Source organism: Catelliglobosispora koreensis DSM 44566 (assembly GCF_000379685.1).
In the GTDB taxonomy this organism is placed as follows: domain Bacteria; phylum Actinomycetota; class Actinomycetes; order Mycobacteriales; family Micromonosporaceae; genus Catelliglobosispora; species Catelliglobosispora koreensis.
Genome location: NZ_KB903293.1, coordinates 150,221 through 172,250, shown reverse-complemented (window position 1 = coordinate 172,250; position 22,030 = coordinate 150,221). Strand labels below are relative to the sequence as shown.

The 22,030-nt window shown below is 65.3% G+C and carries 36 protein-coding genes; 35 read left to right on the top strand and 1 reads right to left on the bottom strand.

The window, feature by feature from the left end; all coding sequences use genetic code 11:
- The first annotated feature begins 40 nt into the window (after positions 1 to 40).
- From A3E1_RS0136905 to A3E1_RS0136740, 33 genes are all read left to right on the top strand, one after another.
- Positions 41 to 436: a hypothetical protein gene (locus tag A3E1_RS0136905; protein WP_020525863.1), complete on the top strand. Its 396-nt coding sequence runs from the start codon at positions 41 to 43 to the stop codon at positions 434 to 436.
- On the top strand, positions 433 to 759 hold the full coding sequence (locus A3E1_RS0136900) for a hypothetical protein (protein WP_020525862.1): 327 nt from the start codon (positions 433 to 435) through the stop codon (positions 757 to 759). Before A3E1_RS0136905 ends, A3E1_RS0136900 begins: the two co-directional genes overlap by 4 nt.
- Positions 756 to 962, top strand: coding sequence for a hypothetical protein (locus A3E1_RS0136895; RefSeq protein WP_020525861.1), 207 nt, complete (start codon positions 756 to 758; stop codon positions 960 to 962). The genes A3E1_RS0136900 and A3E1_RS0136895 overlap by 4 nt, the downstream gene beginning before the upstream one ends.
- Positions 959 to 1,180, top strand: a complete 222-nt coding sequence (locus A3E1_RS0136890; RefSeq protein WP_020525860.1) for a hypothetical protein — start codon at positions 959 to 961, stop codon at positions 1,178 to 1,180. The genes A3E1_RS0136895 and A3E1_RS0136890 overlap by 4 nt, the downstream gene beginning before the upstream one ends.
- A complete protein-coding gene (locus tag A3E1_RS0136885) occupies positions 1,177 to 1,368 on the top strand; it encodes a hypothetical protein (protein WP_020525859.1) in 192 nt (63 codons plus the stop codon). The genes A3E1_RS0136890 and A3E1_RS0136885 overlap by 4 nt, the downstream gene beginning before the upstream one ends.
- Positions 1,365 to 1,739, top strand: a complete 375-nt coding sequence (locus A3E1_RS0136880; RefSeq protein ID WP_020525858.1) for a hypothetical protein — start codon at positions 1,365 to 1,367, stop codon at positions 1,737 to 1,739. Before A3E1_RS0136885 ends, A3E1_RS0136880 begins: the two co-directional genes overlap by 4 nt.
- Positions 1,736 to 1,918 carry a hypothetical protein gene (locus tag A3E1_RS0136875; protein WP_020525857.1) on the top strand — a complete coding sequence of 61 codons (183 nt, stop codon included), beginning with the start codon at positions 1,736 to 1,738 and terminating at the stop codon, positions 1,916 to 1,918. The genes A3E1_RS0136880 and A3E1_RS0136875 overlap by 4 nt, the downstream gene beginning before the upstream one ends.
- A complete protein-coding gene (locus A3E1_RS0136870) occupies positions 1,915 to 2,181 on the top strand; it encodes a hypothetical protein (RefSeq protein ID WP_020525856.1) in 267 nt (88 codons plus the stop codon). The genes A3E1_RS0136875 and A3E1_RS0136870 overlap by 4 nt, the downstream gene beginning before the upstream one ends.
- Positions 2,181 to 2,531, top strand: a complete 351-nt coding sequence (locus tag A3E1_RS47600) for a hypothetical protein (RefSeq protein WP_020525855.1) — start codon at positions 2,181 to 2,183, stop codon at positions 2,529 to 2,531. The genes A3E1_RS0136870 and A3E1_RS47600 overlap by 1 nt, the downstream gene beginning before the upstream one ends.
- Positions 2,528 to 3,223, top strand: a complete 696-nt coding sequence (locus tag A3E1_RS0136860; RefSeq protein WP_157631972.1) for a hypothetical protein — start codon at positions 2,528 to 2,530, stop codon at positions 3,221 to 3,223. Before A3E1_RS47600 ends, A3E1_RS0136860 begins: the two co-directional genes overlap by 4 nt.
- The gene (locus tag A3E1_RS0136855; protein WP_020525853.1) at positions 3,223 to 3,621 is read left to right on the top strand and encodes a hypothetical protein; all 399 of its coding nucleotides are present in this window, start codon (positions 3,223 to 3,225) and stop codon (positions 3,619 to 3,621) included. The genes A3E1_RS0136860 and A3E1_RS0136855 overlap by 1 nt, the downstream gene beginning before the upstream one ends.
- Before the next feature lie 19 nt (positions 3,622 to 3,640).
- Positions 3,641 to 3,859, top strand: coding sequence for a hypothetical protein (locus tag A3E1_RS0136850; protein WP_157631971.1), 219 nt, complete (start codon positions 3,641 to 3,643; stop codon positions 3,857 to 3,859).
- The gene (locus A3E1_RS0136845) at positions 3,856 to 4,185 is read left to right on the top strand and encodes a DUF6221 family protein (protein ID WP_020525851.1); all 330 of its coding nucleotides are present in this window, start codon (positions 3,856 to 3,858) and stop codon (positions 4,183 to 4,185) included. The genes A3E1_RS0136850 and A3E1_RS0136845 overlap by 4 nt, the downstream gene beginning before the upstream one ends.
- Positions 4,182 to 4,508, top strand: a complete 327-nt coding sequence (locus A3E1_RS0136840) for a hypothetical protein (protein ID WP_020525850.1) — start codon at positions 4,182 to 4,184, stop codon at positions 4,506 to 4,508. Before A3E1_RS0136845 ends, A3E1_RS0136840 begins: the two co-directional genes overlap by 4 nt.
- Entirely contained in the window at positions 4,505 to 4,717 is a 213-nt protein-coding gene (locus tag A3E1_RS0136835) for a hypothetical protein (protein ID WP_020525849.1), read from the top strand. Before A3E1_RS0136840 ends, A3E1_RS0136835 begins: the two co-directional genes overlap by 4 nt.
- A 108-nt stretch (positions 4,718 to 4,825) precedes the next feature.
- On the top strand, positions 4,826 to 5,575 hold the full coding sequence (locus A3E1_RS46575; protein ID WP_020525848.1) for an HNH endonuclease: 750 nt from the start codon (positions 4,826 to 4,828) through the stop codon (positions 5,573 to 5,575).
- A gap of 215 nt (positions 5,576 to 5,790) precedes the next feature.
- Positions 5,791 to 6,174 (top strand): hypothetical protein, encoded by a 384-nt coding sequence (locus A3E1_RS47595; RefSeq protein WP_157631970.1) that lies wholly within the window; start codon positions 5,791 to 5,793, stop codon positions 6,172 to 6,174.
- Positions 6,122 to 7,726, top strand: coding sequence for a hypothetical protein (locus A3E1_RS0136820; RefSeq protein WP_020525846.1), 1,605 nt, complete (start codon positions 6,122 to 6,124; stop codon positions 7,724 to 7,726). Before A3E1_RS47595 ends, A3E1_RS0136820 begins: the two co-directional genes overlap by 53 nt.
- Before the next feature lie 9 nt (positions 7,727 to 7,735).
- A complete protein-coding gene (locus A3E1_RS0136815) occupies positions 7,736 to 8,020 on the top strand; it encodes a hypothetical protein (protein WP_020525845.1) in 285 nt (94 codons plus the stop codon).
- Positions 8,017 to 8,223, top strand: a complete 207-nt coding sequence (locus A3E1_RS44015; RefSeq protein WP_020525844.1) for a hypothetical protein — start codon at positions 8,017 to 8,019, stop codon at positions 8,221 to 8,223. The genes A3E1_RS0136815 and A3E1_RS44015 overlap by 4 nt, the downstream gene beginning before the upstream one ends.
- Entirely contained in the window at positions 8,220 to 9,662 is a 1,443-nt protein-coding gene (locus A3E1_RS0136805) for a hypothetical protein (RefSeq protein WP_020525843.1), read from the top strand. The genes A3E1_RS44015 and A3E1_RS0136805 overlap by 4 nt, the downstream gene beginning before the upstream one ends.
- Positions 9,659 to 9,943 (top strand): hypothetical protein, encoded by a 285-nt coding sequence (locus tag A3E1_RS0136800; protein ID WP_020525842.1) that lies wholly within the window; start codon positions 9,659 to 9,661, stop codon positions 9,941 to 9,943. Before A3E1_RS0136805 ends, A3E1_RS0136800 begins: the two co-directional genes overlap by 4 nt.
- The gene (locus A3E1_RS45480) at positions 9,927 to 11,993 is read left to right on the top strand and encodes a hypothetical protein (RefSeq protein WP_020525841.1); all 2,067 of its coding nucleotides are present in this window, start codon (positions 9,927 to 9,929) and stop codon (positions 11,991 to 11,993) included. The genes A3E1_RS0136800 and A3E1_RS45480 overlap by 17 nt, the downstream gene beginning before the upstream one ends.
- A 66-nt stretch (positions 11,994 to 12,059) precedes the next feature.
- Positions 12,060 to 14,288, top strand: coding sequence for a phage major capsid protein (locus A3E1_RS0136785; RefSeq protein ID WP_020525840.1), 2,229 nt, complete (start codon positions 12,060 to 12,062; stop codon positions 14,286 to 14,288).
- 82 nt (positions 14,289 to 14,370) lie between these two features.
- Complete coding sequence (locus tag A3E1_RS0136780) at positions 14,371 to 14,772, top strand: hypothetical protein (RefSeq protein WP_020525839.1); 402 nt, start codon at positions 14,371 to 14,373, stop codon at positions 14,770 to 14,772.
- A 3-nt stretch (positions 14,773 to 14,775) separates the two neighbouring features.
- Positions 14,776 to 15,069 carry a hypothetical protein gene (locus A3E1_RS0136775; protein WP_020525838.1) on the top strand — a complete coding sequence of 98 codons (294 nt, stop codon included), beginning with the start codon at positions 14,776 to 14,778 and terminating at the stop codon, positions 15,067 to 15,069.
- Between the two features lie 2 nt (positions 15,070 to 15,071).
- Positions 15,072 to 16,046, top strand: coding sequence for a hypothetical protein (locus tag A3E1_RS0136770; protein WP_020525837.1), 975 nt, complete (start codon positions 15,072 to 15,074; stop codon positions 16,044 to 16,046).
- A complete protein-coding gene (locus tag A3E1_RS0136765; protein WP_020525836.1) occupies positions 16,046 to 16,507 on the top strand; it encodes a hypothetical protein in 462 nt (153 codons plus the stop codon). The genes A3E1_RS0136770 and A3E1_RS0136765 overlap by 1 nt, the downstream gene beginning before the upstream one ends.
- A 65-nt stretch (positions 16,508 to 16,572) precedes the next feature.
- Positions 16,573 to 16,845, top strand: a complete 273-nt coding sequence (locus tag A3E1_RS0136760) for a hypothetical protein (RefSeq protein WP_020525835.1) — start codon at positions 16,573 to 16,575, stop codon at positions 16,843 to 16,845.
- On the top strand, positions 16,845 to 17,567 hold the full coding sequence (locus tag A3E1_RS0136755) for a hypothetical protein (protein WP_020525834.1): 723 nt from the start codon (positions 16,845 to 16,847) through the stop codon (positions 17,565 to 17,567). Before A3E1_RS0136760 ends, A3E1_RS0136755 begins: the two co-directional genes overlap by 1 nt.
- A gap of 11 nt (positions 17,568 to 17,578) precedes the next feature.
- Positions 17,579 to 17,986 (top strand): hypothetical protein, encoded by a 408-nt coding sequence (locus A3E1_RS0136750; protein ID WP_020525833.1) that lies wholly within the window; start codon positions 17,579 to 17,581, stop codon positions 17,984 to 17,986.
- A 3-nt stretch (positions 17,987 to 17,989) separates the two neighbouring features.
- A complete protein-coding gene (locus A3E1_RS0136745) occupies positions 17,990 to 18,487 on the top strand; it encodes a hypothetical protein (RefSeq protein ID WP_020525832.1) in 498 nt (165 codons plus the stop codon).
- On the top strand, positions 18,487 to 18,855 hold the full coding sequence (locus A3E1_RS0136740; protein ID WP_020525831.1) for a hypothetical protein: 369 nt from the start codon (positions 18,487 to 18,489) through the stop codon (positions 18,853 to 18,855). Before A3E1_RS0136745 ends, A3E1_RS0136740 begins: the two co-directional genes overlap by 1 nt.
- A gap of 109 nt (positions 18,856 to 18,964) precedes the next feature.
- On the opposite strand, the gene A3E1_RS0136735 is transcribed toward A3E1_RS0136740, so the two are convergent.
- A complete protein-coding gene (locus tag A3E1_RS0136735) occupies positions 18,965 to 19,501 on the bottom strand; it encodes a hypothetical protein (RefSeq protein ID WP_020525830.1) in 537 nt (178 codons plus the stop codon).
- Between the two features lie 63 nt (positions 19,502 to 19,564).
- Here A3E1_RS0136735 and A3E1_RS0136730 point away from each other — a divergent pair, with 63 nt between their 5' ends.
- Together A3E1_RS0136730 and A3E1_RS0136725 are read left to right on the top strand one after the other, a co-directional pair.
- Positions 19,565 to 21,505: a hypothetical protein gene (locus A3E1_RS0136730; protein ID WP_020525829.1), complete on the top strand. Its 1,941-nt coding sequence runs from the start codon at positions 19,565 to 19,567 to the stop codon at positions 21,503 to 21,505.
- 9 nt (positions 21,506 to 21,514) lie between these two features.
- Entirely contained in the window at positions 21,515 to 22,030 is a 516-nt protein-coding gene (locus A3E1_RS0136725) for a hypothetical protein (RefSeq protein ID WP_211216060.1), read from the top strand.

Genomic DNA, 22,030 nt, shown 5'->3' with positions numbered 1-22,030 from the left:
GACTTGACCGGCACAACACCACTCCGGAGGTAGATCACTGATGGGCGAACTCACGCTGAACAAAGCATTCGCCTGGATGGCGGTGGGCGTCATCAACGGCCACTTCCCGCACCCAGCCGAATGGGCACTCAACGGCGACAACGACCCCATGGGCGCCTGTTGCGTCATCAACTGCGGGCCATGCGCCGCCCTGCACTGGATCTCACAAGAGCCGTCGCGCCGCAACGAGTTCGAAGCACAGATCATGCTCACCGATCATCACGTCGGCGGCTGGGCGTACTGGAACGACGAAACCTGTGGCCTCGACTGGGACTGGTTCGAGACCTATTGGGCGCAGCACACCACGTGCGGCATGAGCAACGGCGTGCCGACCGGTTGCGACTTCGACGACGACGAGGGCGACCGGCACGACACCAACCCCAAGGAGACGCCATGAGGCCAGCTGACGAGATCAAGCAGGCGGCACAGCACCTCCGTGACGTGGCTGGCAAAGCCATGCCCGGCCCGTGGCACCAGGAAACACCGGGGAGCCACATCATCCATGGCCATGACGGCACCGTCGCCGAAACGATCTATGAGGCAGCGGACGCAACGCACATCGCCCTACTCGACCCACCTAGCGCCCTGCTTCTCGCGGATCTGCTCGACGGCATGAACTTGTTCTGGCGGACTGCGAAGGCTGACGAGGTGGCGGTTTTCCAGAAGTCTCCGCTCGCCGCGTTCGTGCGCGCCATCAACGCGAAGGCAGGTCAGCGGTGACCTTCCCTAAAGGCCAGTGGACCACCGAATACGGCATCCAATGGGGACGCCCTCACGAGGTTGACAGCGAACCGCGCGACTTGGAGGAAGCGAAAGTAATCGCCCGGGTCTATCGCGATAACGGCTGGGGCTCTCACATCGTCACCAGACAGACGTTCCACGGCGAATGGCAGCCACTACCCGAAAGCGAGCAGACCCCGTGAAAGCCCAAATCACACTTCGTTCAGGCGCCCAAATTGAAGCCGAAGTCGAAGACCTCACCACCACCCGCAACCGGCTCACCAATGAGCTGACCGGCCTGGAATGGACCTCGGTTGACTGCTGGCAACGCAAGCTCCACACGATCGAGGTCAGCGAGATCGTCGCGATCGTGCTGATCCGCGAACCGGCTGAGGCCACAGTGGACGGAGGCCAGTCGTGACCCAGCCGACACGGTGCGAATCGAGCGCCTGCTTCACCGTGGACACCGTTGGCGGCTCTGTGCACATCCGCGGTGGCGTTGGCAGCCCTTGGCTTGGCGTGGCTGTCGACACCGTCGAGGCGTTCACCACGTTCCGCGACGCGATCAAGGCTGGGGACTACGACCACATCGGACAGGAGCAGACGTGAGCGACGACAAGCCCACCTTCGCCACTGGCGGCCCCGTGACACCCGGCCGGATCGTCCGGGTAGGCGACGACACACCGCCACTGATCGTGCCCCGCATCAACCCGCAAGACCGGGCACAGATCCAGGCCGACGCCGAGCGCATCCTTGCCGACTTCGGCAAAGCACTGCAGGCGGCCATGGAGCCCGTGCGCCGCGAGTTCATCCGGCTTAGCGAGCGCTACCCGAAGCCGTGCGACATCTGCGGGGCCAACCTGGCCGGACGTACCCGCGAGCAGCGGCAGGCGCACCACCAGGACCACCACTGGATCCGCCGCGCATGGCATTGGTGGGTCACGGCTTGGCGCGAGTCGTGGGGCCAGGTGCTGCGATGAGCTTCCGCCGTGCGCTCGTATGCGCCTTCATTGCCGCCATCAGCATCGGGCTCCTGTGGCTGCACTCGCTCATCACCGACCCGCACAACTGGTGCCATCGCCAGGGCGGCAACATCGCACAGCTCGGCCCGACCGCGTTCGCCTGCCTCATCGAAGACGGAAGAGTGATCCAGCCATGAGCATTGACCACACACAGCGCCTCGCACTCCTTCAGGACATCTGCGCTCGCGAAGGCCACGGCGAACTCGACGAAGTAACCACCTTCCGGACCGTTGGGCTCTACAGCGAGTACCTGTGCCGTCGCGGATGCGGCACAAAGATCATCAGGCTTGACCGTGGCATGTCCCTGCCCGAGATCGAGGAGCTGTTCGAGCACAAACGCGGCAAGGGAACGCTGTACTTCCGCCGAGACGTGATCACCTTCGTGCCGGACGGTGACTGATGACTATTCACAGAATCACGCTCGTCCTCCGCCGTGCCCCATGGTGGGTTCGGCTCTGGAGGGCCACCGCGCACCCGAAGTGGGACTGGCCGGCACTTGAGTCAGGCCCGTGGTGGAAGCCGTGGTTCGCCATGCTGGTGCCTTACCGGCTCCGCGCAGCACACCGCTTGTACGCGCTCAAGCACCGCTACTACTGGATGCCATGCGTGCTGTGCGACCGTCCCTACGGTGGCCATGAGGGCTTGCGCAACTACGGCAAACCCGATTCCGTCCCGGAACCGATGCGCTGTGGCGTCCACATACAGATCTGTCCCGCGTGCACGAAGGCCGGGCGGGGCGTGAGCCGGTGACCCCTGTCCTCTGTGCCGCACCACACTGCCGCCCACCCGGACGGCACGGGCCCGCGTGCAAAGCCGAACCCGGAAAGCCGTGCCGCGGCTGCCTGCCCGCCATGGCCGGTGACGGGCTGATGCTGTGCTGGCGCGACGTCGACCACATCGCCCGCGACGCAGCAGAAGCCCCACAGCTGTATGCCGAACTCGCCCTCGTGCTCGCGGGCCTGCCCGGTGCGGCCGATGGTGTGCGGGTACGCCAAGCACAGCCGGGGCTCAACCTCAACCCGCTCGTCATTGAGCACCGGGCCACCATCCGCCACACGCTCGTGTCGTGGTGCCAGCTGATCGCAGAAGAGCGTGGCATCACGTTGCCCGCCGACTACACGCCAAAGCTCGGGCGTTACATCGCCTCACACGCCCAGTGGCTCGCCGCGCATCCGGCAGCGGGGGAGTGTGCGGGGGAACTGCACGCCTTGGTCGCGAAAGGACGGACGCTACGGCAGGCCTCAGGCACCCGTGTGATCGCGATCGGCCCCTGTCCCGGGTCTCAGGGTGGGCAAGCCTGTTCCGGGACGCTACGGGCGCTCCTGCGGCGTGAGGCGAGCCTGCTGCCATCGGAGGTCGCCTGCGACGCTGACGAAACACACAGCTGGGACAGCACACAATGGACGAAACTAGGCCGGACCATGAACGGAAGGGCTGCCTGATGTGCAACAAATGCTGGGACAACGCGGGATCACCGTTGAACTGGACACCAGACATCGCTCGTGCGCTCGCGCTGACCAAAGAGCTGTACGCGATCCACTCGGTTGGCGGGCCGCTGCATGCCGTCTTGGACGACTGGAACATCGACCACGAAACGATCGTGCCGTACTACGACTGCTTCACTGACGCGGAGCTTGACGCCCTCTACCACCAAGGCGAGCCAATCGCTGAGCTGGACCCGCTCGCGCCCGCAGTCGTTGAGGGTCTCGGCCGCAACACACGGCAGATCTGCGATGAGCTAGCGGCGCTGCTGAACACGATGCCCGTGCCAGACCGCTACGCGATGCTGGCCTACCACGACCGGATCGTTGATGAGCCCAAATGTCCGGCCGGACCATGAACGGGAGAGCAGCGTGAACATGCGCGAGAAGATGGAAGCGGCCAAGGCGGAGATCCTGGCCAGCGACGACAAGTGCTGCGTTTGCGGCGAACCCGGCAGCACGGAGCTGGTCCACCTCACTGGTGAGGTCGAGGGAGTGGGCTTGTTCAGCAAGAACGTCCCGGTTCACCCGTCGTGCTCCGACAAGGTCTTCGGGCGCGCCCACCCGCACGCGATGAGCGAAGGGTTCGACCTGTGACTGACCTCATCGATCGCCTGAATGCCGCTCTGGACGAAGACGAGCGGATCGCAGAACGAATCAACTTCAGTGGACACTGGGTCATCGACCTGAACGGCGAGTGGCCCATCGGAGCCGAGCAGCGCATGCTCGATCACGTTATGCGCCACGACCCGACACGAGTGCTGCGGCAAGTCGAGGGAGCGCGGAAGATCCTGGCGCGGCATCAACCTGACGCCGAATGGTGCGGTTCGTGCGCCGAGCAGGACGACTACGACAACCTGTTCATCGTTTGGCCATGCCCGACAATCCTGGCCCTCGCGGAGATGTTCGGAGTAGAGCCGTGAGCACCCTTGAAGGCGAAGCCGCGTTCTATGTCGAGCGTGGTGCACTCAGCTGCAAGCGATGCGGCGACTGCAACTACGACGAGAACACCCTCATCTGCATCACCTGCACACACCCAGACGACCCAAGCAGCAAGGCATACCTTGACGTGAGCGAGCCCACGAACGATAAAGATCGCGAACTGGATGCCAAGTGGGATGCCTGGCGCAACGAAGGCGACCGGCTTGCCGCTGAGGCTGGCCCCGAACGCCATGGCGGCGGTGAGCCCGACCTCGACGCGATTACGAACGCGGCCATCTGGGCGGGCATTGCAGGCGCTCTATGATCGTCCGCTACGACGGCGACCGCGAACTGATGGACTGCGAAGCCCTCAGCGTCGCGTTAGGACTGCGCTCGCCGGCCACCATCCGCAAGCACTGCACACCCGCGCGAACCGACCCGGCGACAGGACGGCAGCTGTTCGATGTGGAGCTCGCCGTGTCAGCACTAAGAGACATCAAGTCACGTGCGCCACACCGCAGGCGGCGTATTTGACACGGAGATCCTTATAGCGCACCCTATCGTCAGGGTCGTGAACTGTCCGGACCAAACGACCAGCCCGCCTTAGTGCGGGCTTTCGTCATTGCGGGGCCGGGGTGAGCCGTGGGGACTCGTCTGGTCGTCGCACTGTTCGGGCCATCGGGCGCGGGCAAGACCACCATCGCCCGCTCGCTGCCGCTGACCGTGTTCGACCGTGACGATCCACAGTGGAGCGCGGGCGAGACGGTATTCCGCCAGGCACTCAAACGGCTCAGGTTTGAACCAGATGCGCAAGCCGTCGCCATCCGATCAGGCGCCACCTCAAGCGCGAGAGCGCGAGCGGTCACCGACATGGGCGCGACACACGCCTTCCTCGTGATACCGAGCAAAGACGTCTGCCACTACCAAGCAGGCCACCGAAGACGCCAAGACGTGCGCACCTCACACGCGAGCATCGAAACCTGGTACGCCAAGTTCGACCATCACGACGGCTGCCCCATGTGGCCAGGCTCGTGGGAGATGGCGCAACACATCCTCAGCCCCATCGGGTACACACAGCCGCGCGTGAGAGACGAGCGCAACAAGGCTGGAGACCCGAGAGGCACGCGCGCGTGGAGACGCCTGCGCGAACAGGTCTACGCCGAAGAGACCCACTGCTGGAAGTGCTGCACATACGTAGACCAGACATTGCCACCACGCCACCCCAAGAGCAGAACAGTGGACCACCTCATCCCCATAGCCATGGGCGGGGCAGGGGTGCCACCAAGGGAGCAAGTACGTCTCGCGTGCTGGTCGTGCAACAGCAGGCGTGGAGCGGGCAGAGCAGAGCCCATCAAGCGTGAGTCACTGAGCGTGATGCTCGATTCGATCTAGGAACATAGCTCAGAGTGATGGTAACTCAGAGTGATTGACATGAAGATCGCAAAGTGCCTCTGAACTGGGATAACGCTGTGTGACCAACCCCCGGGGGTCAAAGTCCATTTTGGATCACCGCGCCACCCGCAGCACCTATGGCGCCTTGTCTCTCCCCGGGCTGGATCTTGGGGCGACTACTGGGGGTCACCGTGACACAGAGTGTTCCCTCTACTTTGGACGAACGCGGCGCGGCTCTATGGTCTGACCTGCATAAACGTGGCGTTTTAACGCCTGCGGCACGCGTTCTGGCCGAAGAGGCATGCAGGATTGTCGATCGCTTAGAAAAGCTTGATCACTTACTGTCAGGTGACGCAGAGTCATGGATCGATATTGTCGAGACTCGCGGTAACCCAGAGTTAGCCGAGCTGGTCATCAACGCCCCGCTTGCCGAAGCGCGCCAGCAAGCACTCGCCCTCAAGCAGATCTTCACCGAACTGCGGATGATGGGCGCCCTCGCCGCCGCCGATTCCGGCGCACAACCAACGGCTGGGGGCGGCGAAGACGATGAACTTGCAGCTCGGCGAAAGGCTCGGATCGCAGACGCCGCGGGTCGCTAACTACCCTCCGTACGACTTTTCGGCCGCGCCCGAAGTGATCGCCAACGCCAAACGCGCCGGGCTTCATCTCGACCCGTGGCAAGAATTTGTTCTCACGCACGGGCTTGGTCAGCACCTCGTGCTCGGCCCGGACGGCCCGGCAGCTGGGGACTGGACGGCAAAGAAGAACTCGGTTTGGGTGCCGCGCCAGAACGGCAAGGGCGGCATCATCGAGGCGCTGGAGCTGGCGTGGCTGTTCCTCGACGACATGAAGGTCGACGAGATCACGCACAGTGCGCATGAGCACAAGACGTCGAAGAAGGCGTACGAGCGCATGGAGCGCTTGTGCCGCCGGACGCCGGCGTTCCACCGGCAGGTGGAGCGTTACCGTCACGCCAACGGCGAGCGGATGATCGTCCTGAAGGACGGCCGCCGTCTGGAGTACCACACCCGAAGCGACACCGCGGTGCGTGGCTTCTCGTCGCCGCGGCTGGTGATGGACGAGGCGCAGGAGATCACCGCCGATCAGATGGCGGCGATCCAGCCGACCGTCAGCGCGATGCCGAAGTGGCAGATGTGGTTCTTCGGCACACCCCCGCGGGTTGATGACGCCTGGGTGTACGGCCTCAAGGCTGACGGCGAGAACGGCGAGTCACGGCTGGCGCACTTCGACTGGGGTGCCGACCTCGACATGACCCGCGCCGAGGACCGCGACCGGGCTCACGACATCGATTTGGCGTACGCGTGCAATCCGGCGCTGGGTATCCGCATCGAGATCGAGACCGTGATCGACGAGCAGAAGCCTTCCGGGCTGGGCTCGAAGTACGCGGCCGAGCGGCTTGGTGTGTGGCTTCCGCACCGTGATGGTGCGGGTGTCATCGACATGAAGGCGTGGGCCGAGATTCAGGACCCACTGTCGCGCCGCGATGGTGATCTGGCTGTGGCTGTGGACATTTCGGTGATGCGCGACTACGCGTCGATCACCGTATTCGGCAAGCGTGCTGACGGTCTCGGTCACGGGCAGCTCATCGATTACCGCGACGGTGTCGAATGGGTCGTCCCCCGGCTGATTGAGATCCGCAAGGAGCTTGACCCGATCGCGTTCGGGATGGGCCCGGGCACGTATGAGTCCATCAAGCTGGAGCTCACCGATGCCGGGTTCTACCGTCCCGATCAGCTGCCGGAGCCGGTGCTCAAGAAGCGCCGCGGCGATGAGACTCCCCGGCGTGGGGATCTGCTCGTGGCTGGCGGGCTGGAGCTGGCGGCAGCGTGTGGGCAGATCCGTGACGCTGTTAAGCAGCGCGGGTTCCGGGTCGTTCCGGCCTCGCAGCTGACTGAGGCCGCCGCTGGTGCGAAGATCCGCAGCTCGTCGGCGGATGCCACGTCGTGGGCGCGCGCGACTTCGGATGCCGAGATTTCGCCGATCGGGTCTTTGACGATCGCCCGCTACACCTTCGAGCAGCGGTCGTGGCTGTTCGCCAATACGAAGAAGCGCGCACCGGTCGGTGCGCCATCGCAGAGCGCCTTGTCTACCGCGAATCCGTTCCGGCCGCAGGGCCGCCTGAAGATCTAGGAGGCCTGTATGGAGGTCCGGTTTCACGTGCCCCGCATCCCGTCGGGCCTGTTTAGCAACCTGCTTGGCGTGGCCGGCTTGATCGCGATCGCTGTGTCCGTCGGCGGTTTCCTGTCCGCGCTGAACGTGCCGGGTGCCTGGTTCGTGTCGATGTTCATCGTCGCGGTTGAGGCCGTCTGGCTCGCCGCGGTCGCCATGTCGCATGCCGACGCGGAGGCCAAGCAGTGGGCGTCGGAGCCGACGGCGAAGCTGGCGACGGTTAAGCCCCGTCCTGCGGCGGCACGGTCGGCATGACCCTCGAAGAGGTCCGGGCCACCGTTGCGTACCTGGCGTCGCTAACCGGCGAACGGTACGACCCAGAGGCCAGCCACGAGGACACCGACAAGCTGTACGTCGGCGTGCTTCAGGCTGTCGCTGAGGGACATCCGGATGCCGTGGAGATGGCCACCGAGGCATTGAAAGTCGAGACGTTTGACCTTGAGCGGTGGTACGCATGAGGTCCTGGCTGCGCCCCGCGCGCAGGATCGTCGAGGCCACCTCGGAACAGGTTGTCGCCACCGGCTCGATGCTGGGCACGTGGGGCACCGACCCGGTCGACGGCGACACCGGCTACCGCTCGGCAGGGCGTGGGTCGCGTGAGGTTCCGTACTGGACGCGGGAGAAGGCGCGCGCCTATTCGGTGACCGCGTACCGGTCCAACCCGATGGCGACGGCAATCATCGACACATACGTGGCGTTCTGTGTCGGCGCGTCCGGGGTGAAGCTGCAGTGCACCAACCCCGACGTGGATGTGGTGGCACGCCAGTTCTGGGATGACCCGGCCAACCGCCTGGGGCACATTCAGGAGCTGTCGCTTCGCTCGCAGCTGCTGCTGGGCGAAAAGTTTTACGAAATGCTTGAGGGCAAGCAGTCCGGGGTGGTGCGGTTCGCACCTGTCGACCCGTCACTGGTCAAGGATGTGAAGATCCGCGCCGGTAACCCGCTGTGGCCGAGTAAGGCGATCCTGGCGCCGTTAAGTTCTGAGGAAGAGGATCGCGAGCTGTCACTGGTGACGGTCAGCGATGACACGGAGTTGCGTGAGGGCCAGGCGATGTTCTGGGCCCCGTGGCGCACCCTGGACACTGACATCCGTGGGATGCCGTTTTTGACGCCGATCCTGGACTGGCTCGACAACTACGACCTAGTGCTGTCCAACCTGATCGACCGCACGGCGATCATGCGGTATTTCGCGTTCGACGTGACCGTCGAGGGCGACCAGAAGGACGTCGACGACTTCGTTACCGCCCGTGGCGGCACCCACGCACCACCGTCGGGGTCGATCGAGGTCCACAACGAGACGGTGAAATGGGGCGCGCTCAACGCGCAAACCGGTGCCGCCGAAGACGTTCAGGCCAACAGCGCCGTGCTGACGTCCATCGCCTCCGGGGCTGGCCTCGCCAAGACGTGGCTGTCCGAACCGGACGGCGCCAACCGTGCCACGTCGCAGTCGATGGCTGAGCCGGTGCGCCGCCGTGTCGGTGGTGTGCAGAACGTGTGGCTGTATCAGCAGACAGAGCTAGTGCGGTTCGCCGTTGACCGGGCGGTGGCGGCCAAGCGGCTCCCGGCGATGGTTCAGGCGACCGACCCGCGCACCGGTGAGAAGACCGAAATCCCCGCCTCGCAGGCGGTGATGGTGACCGGCCCGGAGATCGCGGCAGCGGATGCGGCGATCACCGCGCAGGTGCTGCTGAACCTGGCCACGGGCCTTCAAACGCTGGTGGACGCGCAGATTATCGAGCCTGAGGCGGCGAAACTGGCCGGCCGTAAGGCGTGGGAAGACTTCATGGGTGTGCCTTACCGGGCCGAACTGTCGGGTTCGGACGCCAATCCGGACGATATCGCGTCCGAGGTTGAGGAGGCCCATTTGCGGCTGGTGAAGACCGGAGGGGTTCGATGACGAAAGTTGATGCGGCACAACGGCTTGGCGTGCACGAGACGGCTGTGGTGTCGGTCGTGGATCATTCGGCCGGGTGTGTGGTGACGTTGCGCGACGGGCGGGTGATGCTGGTGTCGGAGACGACCGCACGCGCCTATGTGCCCGAGGTTGACGACCCGGCACCGAAGGCCTCGCGCGTGGTGGGCGAGGACGGGCCGGAACTGATGGACCTGCCCGAGGGTGCCACGGTGAAGAAGGCAGCGGCTTCGAAGAAGGGTGCGAGGGGTGCTGCAAGCTCCTGAGCGCTCTGTCGCCCACCTGTTCGCGGCGGTGTCTCCCGCCGTAGCGATGGTGCTGCGCGCCCTGGAAGCGTTCGACATCAAGAAGCACGCCCGCTGGCCCAAGGGCCACCCGAGCGCGGGCAAGTTCCGGCCGATGCCGGACCTGCTCAAGAAGGCATTGCGCGATTTCGACGGTGAAGGCCACCCGTTCGATAGCTTCTCCCGCGACCAGCTGGTGCGCGCCGCGAAGGCTATGGACATTTCGCTGAGCCGTGGCGAGTCACGCGACTCGATCGCCGGCAAGGTGTTCGCGAAGCTGGACCCAAAGGGCAACTTCCGCCACGACCTGGACGAGATCCAGGCCAAGCAGAAGCCTTCCGCCAGGCGGCAATCGGGCAGCAGGACCGCCGCCGAGATGATCGAAGACCCCGAGCCCGAAGACCGTGGACGGCTGACCGAACTACTTAGCGGCATGACACTCCCACAGATCAAGGAGTTCGCGGCCGAGCACGACACCAAGGTCATGCCATTCGGCACGAAAGCAGACAAGGTTGCTGGCCTCGTCGAAACGCTTGTCGGCATGCGCATCAACCTCCTCGCCCACGGCTTGGGGACGAAAAGCGACGGCAGCCCAGACGACTTCGTACCGCCATGGAAAAAGGCATCAGTGTCGAGTCCCGCCGATGCCGTCCGCCAACGAGAGCTCAGGACGGCTGAACTTCAAAAAGGCGGTGGCCTTGAGGGTGCTGGCGCCACCGACCGGCTTGCTTCGGTGTTCCACGAGAACTGGCGTGCCAGCCGCGCCCAGCCCGATGGCGGGTTTGAGCCCCGGGTGAAGACGACCAAGGACGCCAAGTGGAAAGCCAAACACGGTACTGACCAGGTCGATATCGCCAACACGCCGTTTGAGGATCTGCCGGAGGACTGGCAGGCCGAGAACCGCGCGGCGGCGAAGGTCGTGGTGGACCTGATGCGCACTCGCGGGGGGAATCTCAGCCGCGAGGAGGCCGGTGCGGCTATCCACGACGCATGGCTGGAACGCAATGACTGGGCCCGTGGCGGTGACCTGGATGTCCCGTTCGGCAAGCTCCCGAAAGATGAGCAGGACAAGGACGTCGAGCAGTACGACGCTGCGGTGAAGCTGTTCGGTAGCGGAGGCGGAATCCAGCCGAAGAGCACAGGCAAGGGCGGTGCGCTTGAAACGTCTGCCGTCAGCACTGGCGAAATCCGGCAACGGGTCGACACCGCGTTTGATGAGCTGGCCGACCCAGGCCGCGAGTGGGTCAGTCTGGCCGATCTCCGCAAGAAGCTTGGCGGCACCCGCGAGGACCAAGACAAGGTGCTGCTCAACCTCGTGAAGGTGGGCCAGATTCGGCTACTCCCGGAAGAGAACCGCAAGATGCTGTCGCCCGAAGACCGGGCGGCGGCGCTGAATCTGTCCGGCGAAGACAAGCACCTGCTCGGCATCGTCGAAAACGGCCAGATGCGGCGCGGCGGAAGCGGCGGCGGTTCAGTGCCTGCGGCGAGGGCCGCGAGCGCATCAGGCGACGTTCGCGGCGCGGTCGGCGACCTGGCCGACAAACCAGGCGGATGGGTGCGCTTGTCCGAACTGCGTAAGCAGCTGGCCGCCAAGGGATATACCGCCCCCGAGCAAGACGCCGCACTGAAGGAGCTCGCCAATTCCGGCGGTGCGCAGTTCATCCCTGTCGCGAATCTGAAGTCACTCAGCCCGGAAGACCGTCAGGGCGCGGTGAAGGTTGGCGGGGAACTGAAGCACCTCATCAAAATCGACGGTGTGGGCGGCAGCAAGAAGCTTGCCGACATGGAGGGCACCAAGCCAGCACGCGTACGTGCTCCGAAAGCCGCAGCGGGAGCCAGCACCGGCCGCGCCGCGCTGAAGGTGGCAGCGGCGGATGCGATCGCCAGCCCAACCGGCCCGATGCCCGCCGATGACGTGCTCAACACGATGACCATCAAGCAGCTCAAGGACTTCCACGAGCAGCGGACAGGTTCCAAGCTCAGCGGTGTAACGCGGAAAGCGGACATCATCGCCGCCGTGAAGGCGCGATAACAGCCGCTAGTCCCGTTTCTTTCCTTTTGTCACAACCCTTTCAGCCCTTCCCCGAGGGAGACTTTCGTGTACCCAGAAACAGACCTTGAGGTCGACCCGGTCGAGTGGCTGGAATCCGTTGAGGCCGCCATTCAAGAGGCCAGCGGCGACGTCGAGCTCGCCCGTAACGTCGACTTCCTTCGCCGCCTCGACCCGCTAGCCGACACTGATCCGGCTGAGGTCGGCTTCGCCGCGTTCGTGCGCGAGGCGGTCGCCGAGCACACCCGTGAGGCCGAGGCCCCGCAGCTGGAGCGCATCGACGGTGGCCGGGTGCTGGAAGCACGCGGCACCTCCAACGATGGTGGCCGCATCTTCCGGGTGCAGATCATTCGCGCGGGTGAGAGTAAGAACGGGCGCAACTACCCGGCATCGGTGCTCAAAACGGCCGCCAAGCTGTATGACGGTGCGAAGGCGTTCGACCGGCACCGCACCCCCGATGAGCTGAAGTCGTCGACGATTTCCGGGCTGGTCGGGTTCTACCGCAACGTCGAAGCCGCCGCCGACGGGCTGTACGCCGACTTGCACCTGCTGCCGTCAGCGACGCACACCGCCGAAGCGCTCGACGCCTCCGTGGCCGCGCAAGCCGCTGGCCTCCCGCCGATCGTCGGCATCTCCCATGACGCCATGACGGTGCTCAAGCACACCAGCGTCGGCGGACGGCGTGTCCAGGAGGCCGTGCGCATCACCAAAGTCCACTCCGCCGACGTGGTCGCAGACCCCGCTGCCGGAGGCAAGGCCACCCGCGTCCTCGCGGGAGGAATCGATGAAACCGACCCAGAGAGCAACCAGGAGGAAGACGTGACCGTCACGTCAGAAGCCGTGCTCGCCGCGCTCAAAGAAGCCACGCCCGAGCAGCTCGCCGGGTTCGGACTGAGCAAGGTGACCGAAGCGGCACCCGCCCCGCCCCCAGCGGGGTCCGTTGACAAGTCCAGCTTCATGGCCGGTCTGATGATCAGCCAGAAGGTGAGCGAGGCGCAGCTGCCCGCCGCTGTCGGCACGCAGATCCGTGAGGCTCTTCCGCAGCATGTGACCGAGTCCGACGTGGACTCGCAGATCACAGCACTTAAGGCGGCGCTCGGTGTGGCTGAGCGTGCCGGTTTGGCGCCTACGGTGACGGTCCAGGTCACCCAGGAGGCCCGCCAGAAGAAGGTCGACGCGCTCGACGCGTTCTTCGCTGGCGACTACAGCAAGGGCTACCGCAGCTTCCAGCAGGCCTACATGGACTTCACCGGATACCGCCCGGCCTACCTTGGCCGCGAGGACTTGTCCCGGCAGATCCTGCGTGAGTCGTTCGGTTCCGGCTTCGACTCCGGTGTGGCCACCCGCTCGACGGAGTCCGGCGACACCTCCACCTGGGCGCAGGTCCTCGGTGACAGCGTCACCCGGCGCATGGTGGCCGAGTACTCCAACCCGTCGCTTCAGACGTGGCGTTCGATCGTGTCCTCGACCGTGCCGGTGATGGACTTCCGCACTCAGCGGGTCGGGCGCATCGGCGGCTACGGCGTGCTGCCGACTGTCAACCAGGGAGCCCCGTACCAGCCGCTGACCACCCCCGGTGATGAGGAGGCGACGTACGCGCTGGTGAAGAAGGGTGGCACGGAAGACGTCACCCTGGAAATGATCGCCAACGATGACGTGCGCGCGATTCAGCGGATCCCGGGCAAGCTCGGCCGTGCGGCCGCGCAAACCCTCTACCGCTTCGTGTGGGACATGCTGATCTCAGGCAACGGTGTCACCTGCACCTACGACTCGGTGGCGCTGTTCGACGCCGCTCACGCCAACACCGACACCAGCTCGGCGCTGTCGCAGACGACCCTGTCGGTCGGCCGCCGCAAGATGATCGAACAGGCCGCGTACGGCAACTCGGTCGAGATCCTCGGCCTGACCCCCAAGTACCTGATCGTTCCGCCGGAGCTGGAGGAACTGGCCTTCCAGCTGTGCACCTCAGCTGTGGCTGTCCCGGCCACCCCGGCTGGTGCGTCGGACACCCCGAACATTCACCAGGCCAACGGCCTGCGCCACATCCTGCTGCCGTACGCGACCGACGCCAACGACTGGTTCCTGGTCGCCGACCCGTCACAGGTCCCGACGATTGAGGTCGGCTTCTACCAGGGCAAGGAGGAGCCGGAGCTGTTCACGCAGTCGGACCCGAACTCGGGCAGCGTGTTCAACGCCGACGTCTTCACCTGGAAGTGCCGCTTCATCTTCTCCGGCACCGCCTTGGACCACCGCGGTTTTTACAGGGGCCAGGGCTAGCCAGCATGGCTGACAGCCACCGCCCATCACGGGTGGTGGCTGCTCCGTCCACACCAGACATTCACGAAGGAGAAAACCAGCCATGCAGCTCAAAGAAATGCGCGGCACCCTGTACCACCAGGTGGCCCTCGAATCCACCGGCAACGCGGCCTCCACCGGCAACCTTCCCGTCTGGAAGGCGCCACTGGACTGTGTCGTCACCGCCGTCACCATCGTCCCGTCAGCGGCGATCACCGCCGATGGCACCAACTTCGCCACCTACACCCTGACCCGGCACACGGCGGGCGCCGCAGCGGCCACTACCGCGTCGCGGGCGTGGTCGACAACGAACTCGGTCGCGCTGACCGAGGAGTCGATGACTCTTGGTGCCGGGGTGAGTATCACCGCAGGGGACACCCTCACCATGATCAAAACGGTGGGGGGCACTGGCCTGCTCATCCCGAACCTGCTCGTGATCGTCAACTACCAGCTGGCTGGGGTCTAACCCATGAAGCAGAGCTACCAGACGGTCGCGCTGACTGGATCCGACCAGGCGGTCAAGGCCACTGGTGGCGTCCTGTTCGGCGGCTATACGGTGCAGGAGACCGGCGGCAGCAATGCCGCGACGGTGAGGATCTACGACAACGCCTCGGCCGCGTCAGGGACCCTCATCGGCGCGGTCAACCTCGCCGCCGGGGGCTCCGCCGACGTGGCGCTCAACCACCCGACGTGGTGCCTCAACGGCGTCTACGTCGACGTGGGCGGCACCGGCACCGTTGCCGGGTCGGTCAGGATCGGCTAGCCGTGGGCTTCACCCGCCTTGCCTCCAACGCCGCGGCGACGCTGAGCCACACGTTCTATGTGGACGAGACGGCCACCGACCCGACGGGCACTCCCACCTACGCCATCGTGGACGCCAACGGCACCGCTGTGTCGTCGGGTAACGCGACGGTCGTGGGTGGGAGTTCCGGGCGGATCACGGCACCTTTGGCGGCACAGTCGTCGTTGCGGCGGCTGACGGTCACCTGGACGGCCACCGTCGGCGGCGGTTCGGTGACCGAGGTCGACTATGTGGAGATCGTGGGCGGGTTCTACTTCACCCTCGCGCAGGGCCGCGCGTCCGATACTTCCCTGTCTGACGCGAGCAAATACCCGACGGCCGACCTGGCACTGAAGCGGCTTGAGGTCGAAACGGAGTGCGAGACGATCTGTGACAGGTCGTTCGTGCCCCGCTACGACCGGGTCGTGCTCGATGGTGCGGGGACCTCGACGCTGCTGCTGGCCCACAGTGACCCGGTTCGTTCGGTCGCCGATGTGCGGGTGGTGCGGTCGGTGACGATGGCCCCGGCGATGGACGAGACGTTCGTGGCGTTCACCGCCGCCGAGCTGGCGGCGCTGACGGTCACCGACGATGGGCGGCTGATCCGCACCGACGGCAACGTGTTCACCGAGGCCCGCGCGAATGTGGTGGTCGAGTTCGAATACGGCCTCGACCGGCCACCAGCAGACCTAGTGCAGGCGTCGCTGACCCGGCTGCGGACACGGCTGAACCTGAACAAGACGGGGATTCCGGACCGGACAACCTCGTTCACCGTCACTGACGGAGCGACATACAGGCTCGACATGCCCGGCGCGTATAAAACCGGCCTGCCCGAGGTTGACGCCATCTACGGCCGCTACTCCCGCCGCACCACCGGCACCAACGGCGGTGCCGTCCCGGCGTCGCGGACACTGTCGTACTCGCCGCAGCGGTATTCGCTGTTCCACGGTGGCCGCTGATGAGCGGCACGATCGCCGCGGCGGCCAAGGCCCGGCTCGTCGGCACCGACAACGTCCTGACCGGCCTGTCCGGAATGACAGGTGTCGAAGTCGCCTACAACATGCCCCGCGATGTTCCTGAAGAGGTCATCTACGGCGGCAAAATCAGCGGCCCCGTCGAGCTGGCCGCGATGAAAGGCGGCTCCGGCGGGCGGGTCAAACGCAAGGAAGACCTGACGCTGAGGCTGCACATCCGCGTCTGCAAGAAGGGCGAGGCGACCACAGAGGACGCCGAGGCCCGCGCTGCCGCCCTGTCGACCATCGTCGAGGACTACATCGCCGAGAACTACACCCTCGGCGACCTGGCCAACCTGAAACTGGCCAGAGTCGAGTCGGTCGACCTGGACAGCTGGCTCACCGACGACGGTGGCAGCTACTCCGAGATCACCCTGAGCATCGCGCTCATGTCTTTCCTGTCCTAGCTGGACACCACATCCCACCGCAGCCCAGCCGAGTCTGGGCCACTTTCGCATGCCTGGAGTCCGCTGTGGAACACCTTGTCCGCTGCGAGGTGATCGGAGACCTCCCGATCGTCTCGGTGACCGGCTACCGCGAGGTAGAAGAGGTCCAATTCGGCCCCAACGGCGCGCCGCTGTTCGACGGCGAAGGCAACCCGGTCGTCAAGCCGGTGCGCGTCGCGGAAACGCAGGACGTCACCAAGGGCCAAATCGCCTACCTCGACCCAGCCGAAACGAACATCGCCGTACTCACACAGGCGCAGCTGGTCAAGGTGCTACCCAAGGCCAAGAAGGGGGCGTAATGGGCTCCTTCGCCTTCGTCGATGCCACTACCTGGATCGGCGGGTTCGACGCCACCGGCTATCTGAACCAGATGGCGGCCAATATCAGCACCGAAGAGCTCGACTGCACCCCGTTCGGCTCGACCTATCGCCGCCGCACTGGTGGGCTGAAGACCCTTTCGGCCACCTATTCGGGCTTCTACGAGGCCGGTACCGGCACCCCCGACCCGGAGTTCTTCACCAACCTCGGCACCAGTGACCGGGTCACAACGATCTCTTCGTTGAGCACCGAAACGACACCCGCCTATCTGTATCAGGGTGGCGTGTTCCGGTACTCGCCGTTCGGCCAGATCGGCCAGGTCACCCCATTTCAGGTGAGCCAGTCGAGCACGAACGCGGTCGGTGCGATCCGTGGCCAGGTCGCCAAAGCGAAGGCCAATGTGTCTTCGACCGGCGCTACCGGCACGGGCGTGAACCTTGGACAGGTGGGCGCCGCGCAGTTCCTGTACGCGACCTTCCATGTCTTCACCGCCGGAACGACGATCACCGTGATCGTCGAGTCTGACGACAACGCCAACTTCACCTCGGCCACCACGCGGCAAACCATCGGCCCGATTACCACCACTGGTGGCACTTGGATGACCCGTGTCGCCGGTGCGATCACTGATACCCACTACCGCTTCAACGTCACTGCGGTAACCGGCACTTTCTCGATCGCTGGTGCCATCGGCATCGGCTCCTAAGGAGACTTACCATGGCAAGCTTTGCCTTCATCGACGCCCGCCTTGAGGTCAACAGCGTTGTCCTGTCGAGCTTCTGCCGGGCCGTTACCGTCAACGTTTCGGCCGACGAGCTCGACGACACCGCCTTTGGCGACACCTACCGGTCACGTATCGGTGGCCTGAAGGACTGGTCGGTTCAGCCTGAGTTCAACAGCGACTTCGCCGCCTCGGCGGTGGACGCCACGCTGTGGCCGCTGCTGGGCACGACGACGACCGTGAAGGTGCGGCCGACGTCGAGCGCGATTGGCGCGACCAACCCGGAGTACTCCGGCTCAGTGCTCGTGTCGCAGTACAACCCGTTCGGTAACAGCGTCGGTGACCTGGCTACGGTCAGCGTTCAGTGGCCGGGCGCGGGAACCCTGTCGCGGGCGACGAGCTAAACCGTGAGCCTCGCCGTCGGTATCCGTGGCGAGCGCGGCCTGTTCGACATGGCCAAAGCCCTGCGCGAGGCGGGCGAAAAGGACCTGGCCGCCGAGTTGAGCCGGGGCATCCGCAAGGCGGCCACCTCGGTGGAACGCGAAGTGCGCCGCTCCACAGACACCTACATGCCCAAGGGGTTCGAGAAGACGTTCGCGTCGTCGCTGCGCAGCAAGGTGCAGGTTCGCCTGTCGCGCGACCGCAGGATCTCCATCGAATTCATCGGTCTGGGCAAGGCCCGCGAACGGGACCTGGCGTCCATGGAACGCGGGCGGCTACGCCATCCGGTGTATGGCCGGTACCGGCGGCTCAGTGACGGCACCCGGATGACGAACCCGTGGGTGACCCAGCAGATTCGGCCCGGCTGGGCCAGTGAACCGGCCAGACGTGCCGCCCCGAAGGCGGCCAAAGACATAGGCGACGCCATGGGCAAAGTGGCCGCCAAAATCGAGAGGGCTATCTGATGCCGACAGAGTTCCGGCTCAGCGACGAAGACCTGGCACAGTACGGCGGCCCCGAGTGGGTGCCGTTCGACCGTGACCAGCTGCACGATGTGCCGTTCGACGAGCTGCACAAGTGGGAGAAGGAAACCGGCATCGGCACAGTGGTGCTGCTGGCGGGCGAGTTTGCCGAGGGCACAGCGCTGGGCATCAAGGGTGTCATCTGGCTGGCCCGCAAGATGAACAAAGTGGACACGGTGCCGTTCAAGGACTTCAACATCAAGACCTTGAAGGCGCGTTACCGCGACCCGCTGGCCGGTGATGACGCGGTCCCCCCGGATGGGGGCTCCTCGGAGCCGTCCTCGGAGACAAAACGGTCCAAGAAGGCCTGAAGCCGCTGCTGCCCTGGTTCTGGCGCGTCTACCAGATGCCCGCCCGTGAGGTGCGGCAGCTGACCGCACGTGAGGCAGACACCTACATCAAGGACGGGCTGAAGAAGCGTTAGCGGGACGCGTACGGCGCGCAGCGCGCGGCGATACGCAGCCCGGAAGCCCGGAAATCCATGAGGTCGACGGTCATGTTGCTGCCCGTCGCCCGCATGTCCAGGAATGCCGACAGCGTCGCGATCTGCTGCCCAACATCATCACGCAGGTCCTGCGGGGTGACGGCGGCGATTGTCTTCAGGTCGGCGACCGTCTTGTCCAGCTCTGGCCAGTCAACCCGGGATCCATCCGGTGCCGCCGCCAAGTCTCTGACCGCGTCCGCCCCCGACTGCAGAGTCGGCAACAGCAGCACACAGGCGCCATGAACGTCGAGCGACTTCAACGTCGGTGTCGGCGAGACGGACCAAGCGGAGTCAGGTAACGACGATGCTGGTGCGCTGCCCTGTAGGCGGCCACTAATGACGAACACGACGGCGACGGCCACCCCGATGAAGACCCCCGCCGAGGTGAAAAGCAATCCCTGGCGGCGGCGGGCCCACGGCCTCTGCGGGGGCGCCTGCGGCGGCTTGCCGATGCGAATCAGTTCATTGCTCACGCCTGCACGGTAGCGGCATCGCGCACGAGATCACTCTCCATCAATCGGACGGGGGTCGATCGGATGGCCGGCCGTAATGAGGTGGCGATCGATGTCGTCGTGCGCGGCGAGGAGAAAAGCAAGCGCAGCCTCAAGGGCATCGGGGACGAAGCCCACAAGACCGGCACTGTCTTCGGCGAGATGGGCAAGGAAACCTCAGCCCTTTCCCGCGAGATGGCCGGGCTTGAGGAGCGGATCAAAAACACGGCCAAGGCTTTCCAGCGCACGGGTGCTGATGCGTTCCTCGCCGATCTGCGCAAGGACAAGAAGCGCCTCGCCGAACTGAAGCGGGTCGACCGGCTCCTGCTCGGCGACGACGACACCGAGTTGCTGCGCCGTTCCGCCCAGGCGGGCGCTCAGGCGGGCACAACGCTTGTCGAGTCGTTCTCCAAGGCCATCTCGGCGGGCGGCAGCCCAGTGATCGCAGCGGCTGCCGCGATCGGTGTCGCACTGAGCCCAGCGATCGGCGCCTCCATCGGTGCCGCCGTTATCGGCAGCGTCGGGCTCGGCGGCATCGTCGGCGGTGTCGCCGCGGCGGCGCGTGACGAGTCGGTCAAGGCCGCGGCCAAGGACTTCGGGCAGACGTTCGTGTCGTCGTTCGGCGACCTGGGCATCCCGTTCGTCGAGCCCGTGGTCGAGTCGCTGCAGGAATTCAGGATCGCCGCGCGGAACATCGCCCGCGACCTGAAGCCGGAGTTCAGCTCACTAGCCAATGCGGTCCTTCCGCTGGCGCGCGGGTTCACGGAGATGATCCAGAACACGCTGCCGGGGCTGAAGAACGCCTTGCGCTCAGCCGAGCCCGTGCTGACGGTTCTCGCCAACGCGCTGCCAGGCCTGGGCGATGACCTGTCGGCCATGTTCGACCTGATCGCCGAAGAGCCGGAGGGTGCGGCGGCGGCGATGCACGACCTGATCGTGCTCGTCGGTGACGCCCTGCACGGCTTCGGGCTTCTGGTCAACGTGCTCTCGGACGCCTACCAGTGGTTCATCGCGATCGGGGAAGTCGCCACAGGTGCGTTCGCTGACATGCCCACGTGGCTGAAGTTCTTCCTGCCTCTTGGTGCTGGGCTGGGCCTGCTCAACGGAATGTTCGTCGACACTGGCGATGCCGTCGATCACGCGACAAACCAGATGCCCCGGTTCACCACGAACCTCAACGGCATCAAGACGGAGGCGGAGAAGACCGCCGACGAGATGAAGGCGCTCAAGAACGCTATTGATGCCGTCTTCGATCCGATCATGGACCTCGATGAGGCGACGGTCGCCTACCAGAAGGGCCTGATCGCGCTTCAGAAGGAGCTGTTGCAGGGCAAGCGCACCCTCGCGCTCACCAGCGAAGAGGGGCTGCGTAATCGTGACGCAGTTCTCGATCAGATCCAGGCGATCAAAGACCTGCGGGACGCGACCGCGACCGTGCCGGAGAAAGTCGACGAGGCCAACGCCGCCTACGACCGGCAGCTTGAAGCTCTGCGCAGCAACCTGCTCGCGCTCGGCTTCAACAAGGAAGAGGTCAACCGGCTCATCGACGCCTACAAGGGCATTCCGGCGGCCGTCACCACCGAGTTCAAAACCCCGGGGCTCGCTGAGGCGATTGCTCAGGCCCGCATACTCGCTGGACTTCTTGGCTCCACCTCGGCCGCTGCGCGTGCGCGTTCTGGTGACTCGTCCGGGTTTGGTGGCGGCCGTGCCGCCGGTGGTCCCGTGCACCCGAACACCACCTATGTGGTCGGTGAGGACGGCCCGGAGCTGCTGGAGATGGGCGCCTCAGGTGGCCGTGTCTACAGCGCGTCACAGTCCCGTTCGATGCTCGCCGCCACAGCCGCACCGGCTCGCCCAGTCGTGAGTATCGCGATCACACCGTCAGGCAACCCGGCCTTCGACGCCTTCGTTCAGGCCATCTGGCCATTCATCTTGCACCAGGTCCGCGTGGATGGCGGGGACCTGCGCGCTTTCGGTGCTGCGTAAGGAGAACCAGTGCTTCACCGCTACAGGGCATGGAATTCGGCGATGGTCACGACCGCCTCACCGGCGGCCGTAACAACCGGCACGTCCATCAAGACCATGTTGCAGCTGGCAACTCCGTCCACGCGGCAGATCATGCTGCTCGGCTGGGGCTACAGCATCGACGACCCTCCCGGCGCGGATGCCGTCGTAGACCTGATCCAGTCGGATACGGCGGCGACGGTGACAGCGCATGGGGCGTCGGGAGTTCAGCCGATCAACCCGGGCTCGCCCGCTTCGCTGCTAACGCTTGGCACGTCGGCGACCGGCTTCACATCCTCTTCGGAGACGGCACCGGTGACGACGAAGACGTTCGACGCGGTGTCGATTAGCTCAGTGTCGGCTGAGGCCGCCGCGGCGATGCGTTACGAGTACTTCTGGGTGCCCGGTGAGGGCCCGGTCGTCGCCGTGTCTTCGTTCGTGCGCCTGCGTGCGACAACCCCGACGACCGCCGTGGACATGCGCTGCTGGATTCAGTGGATGGAGTAG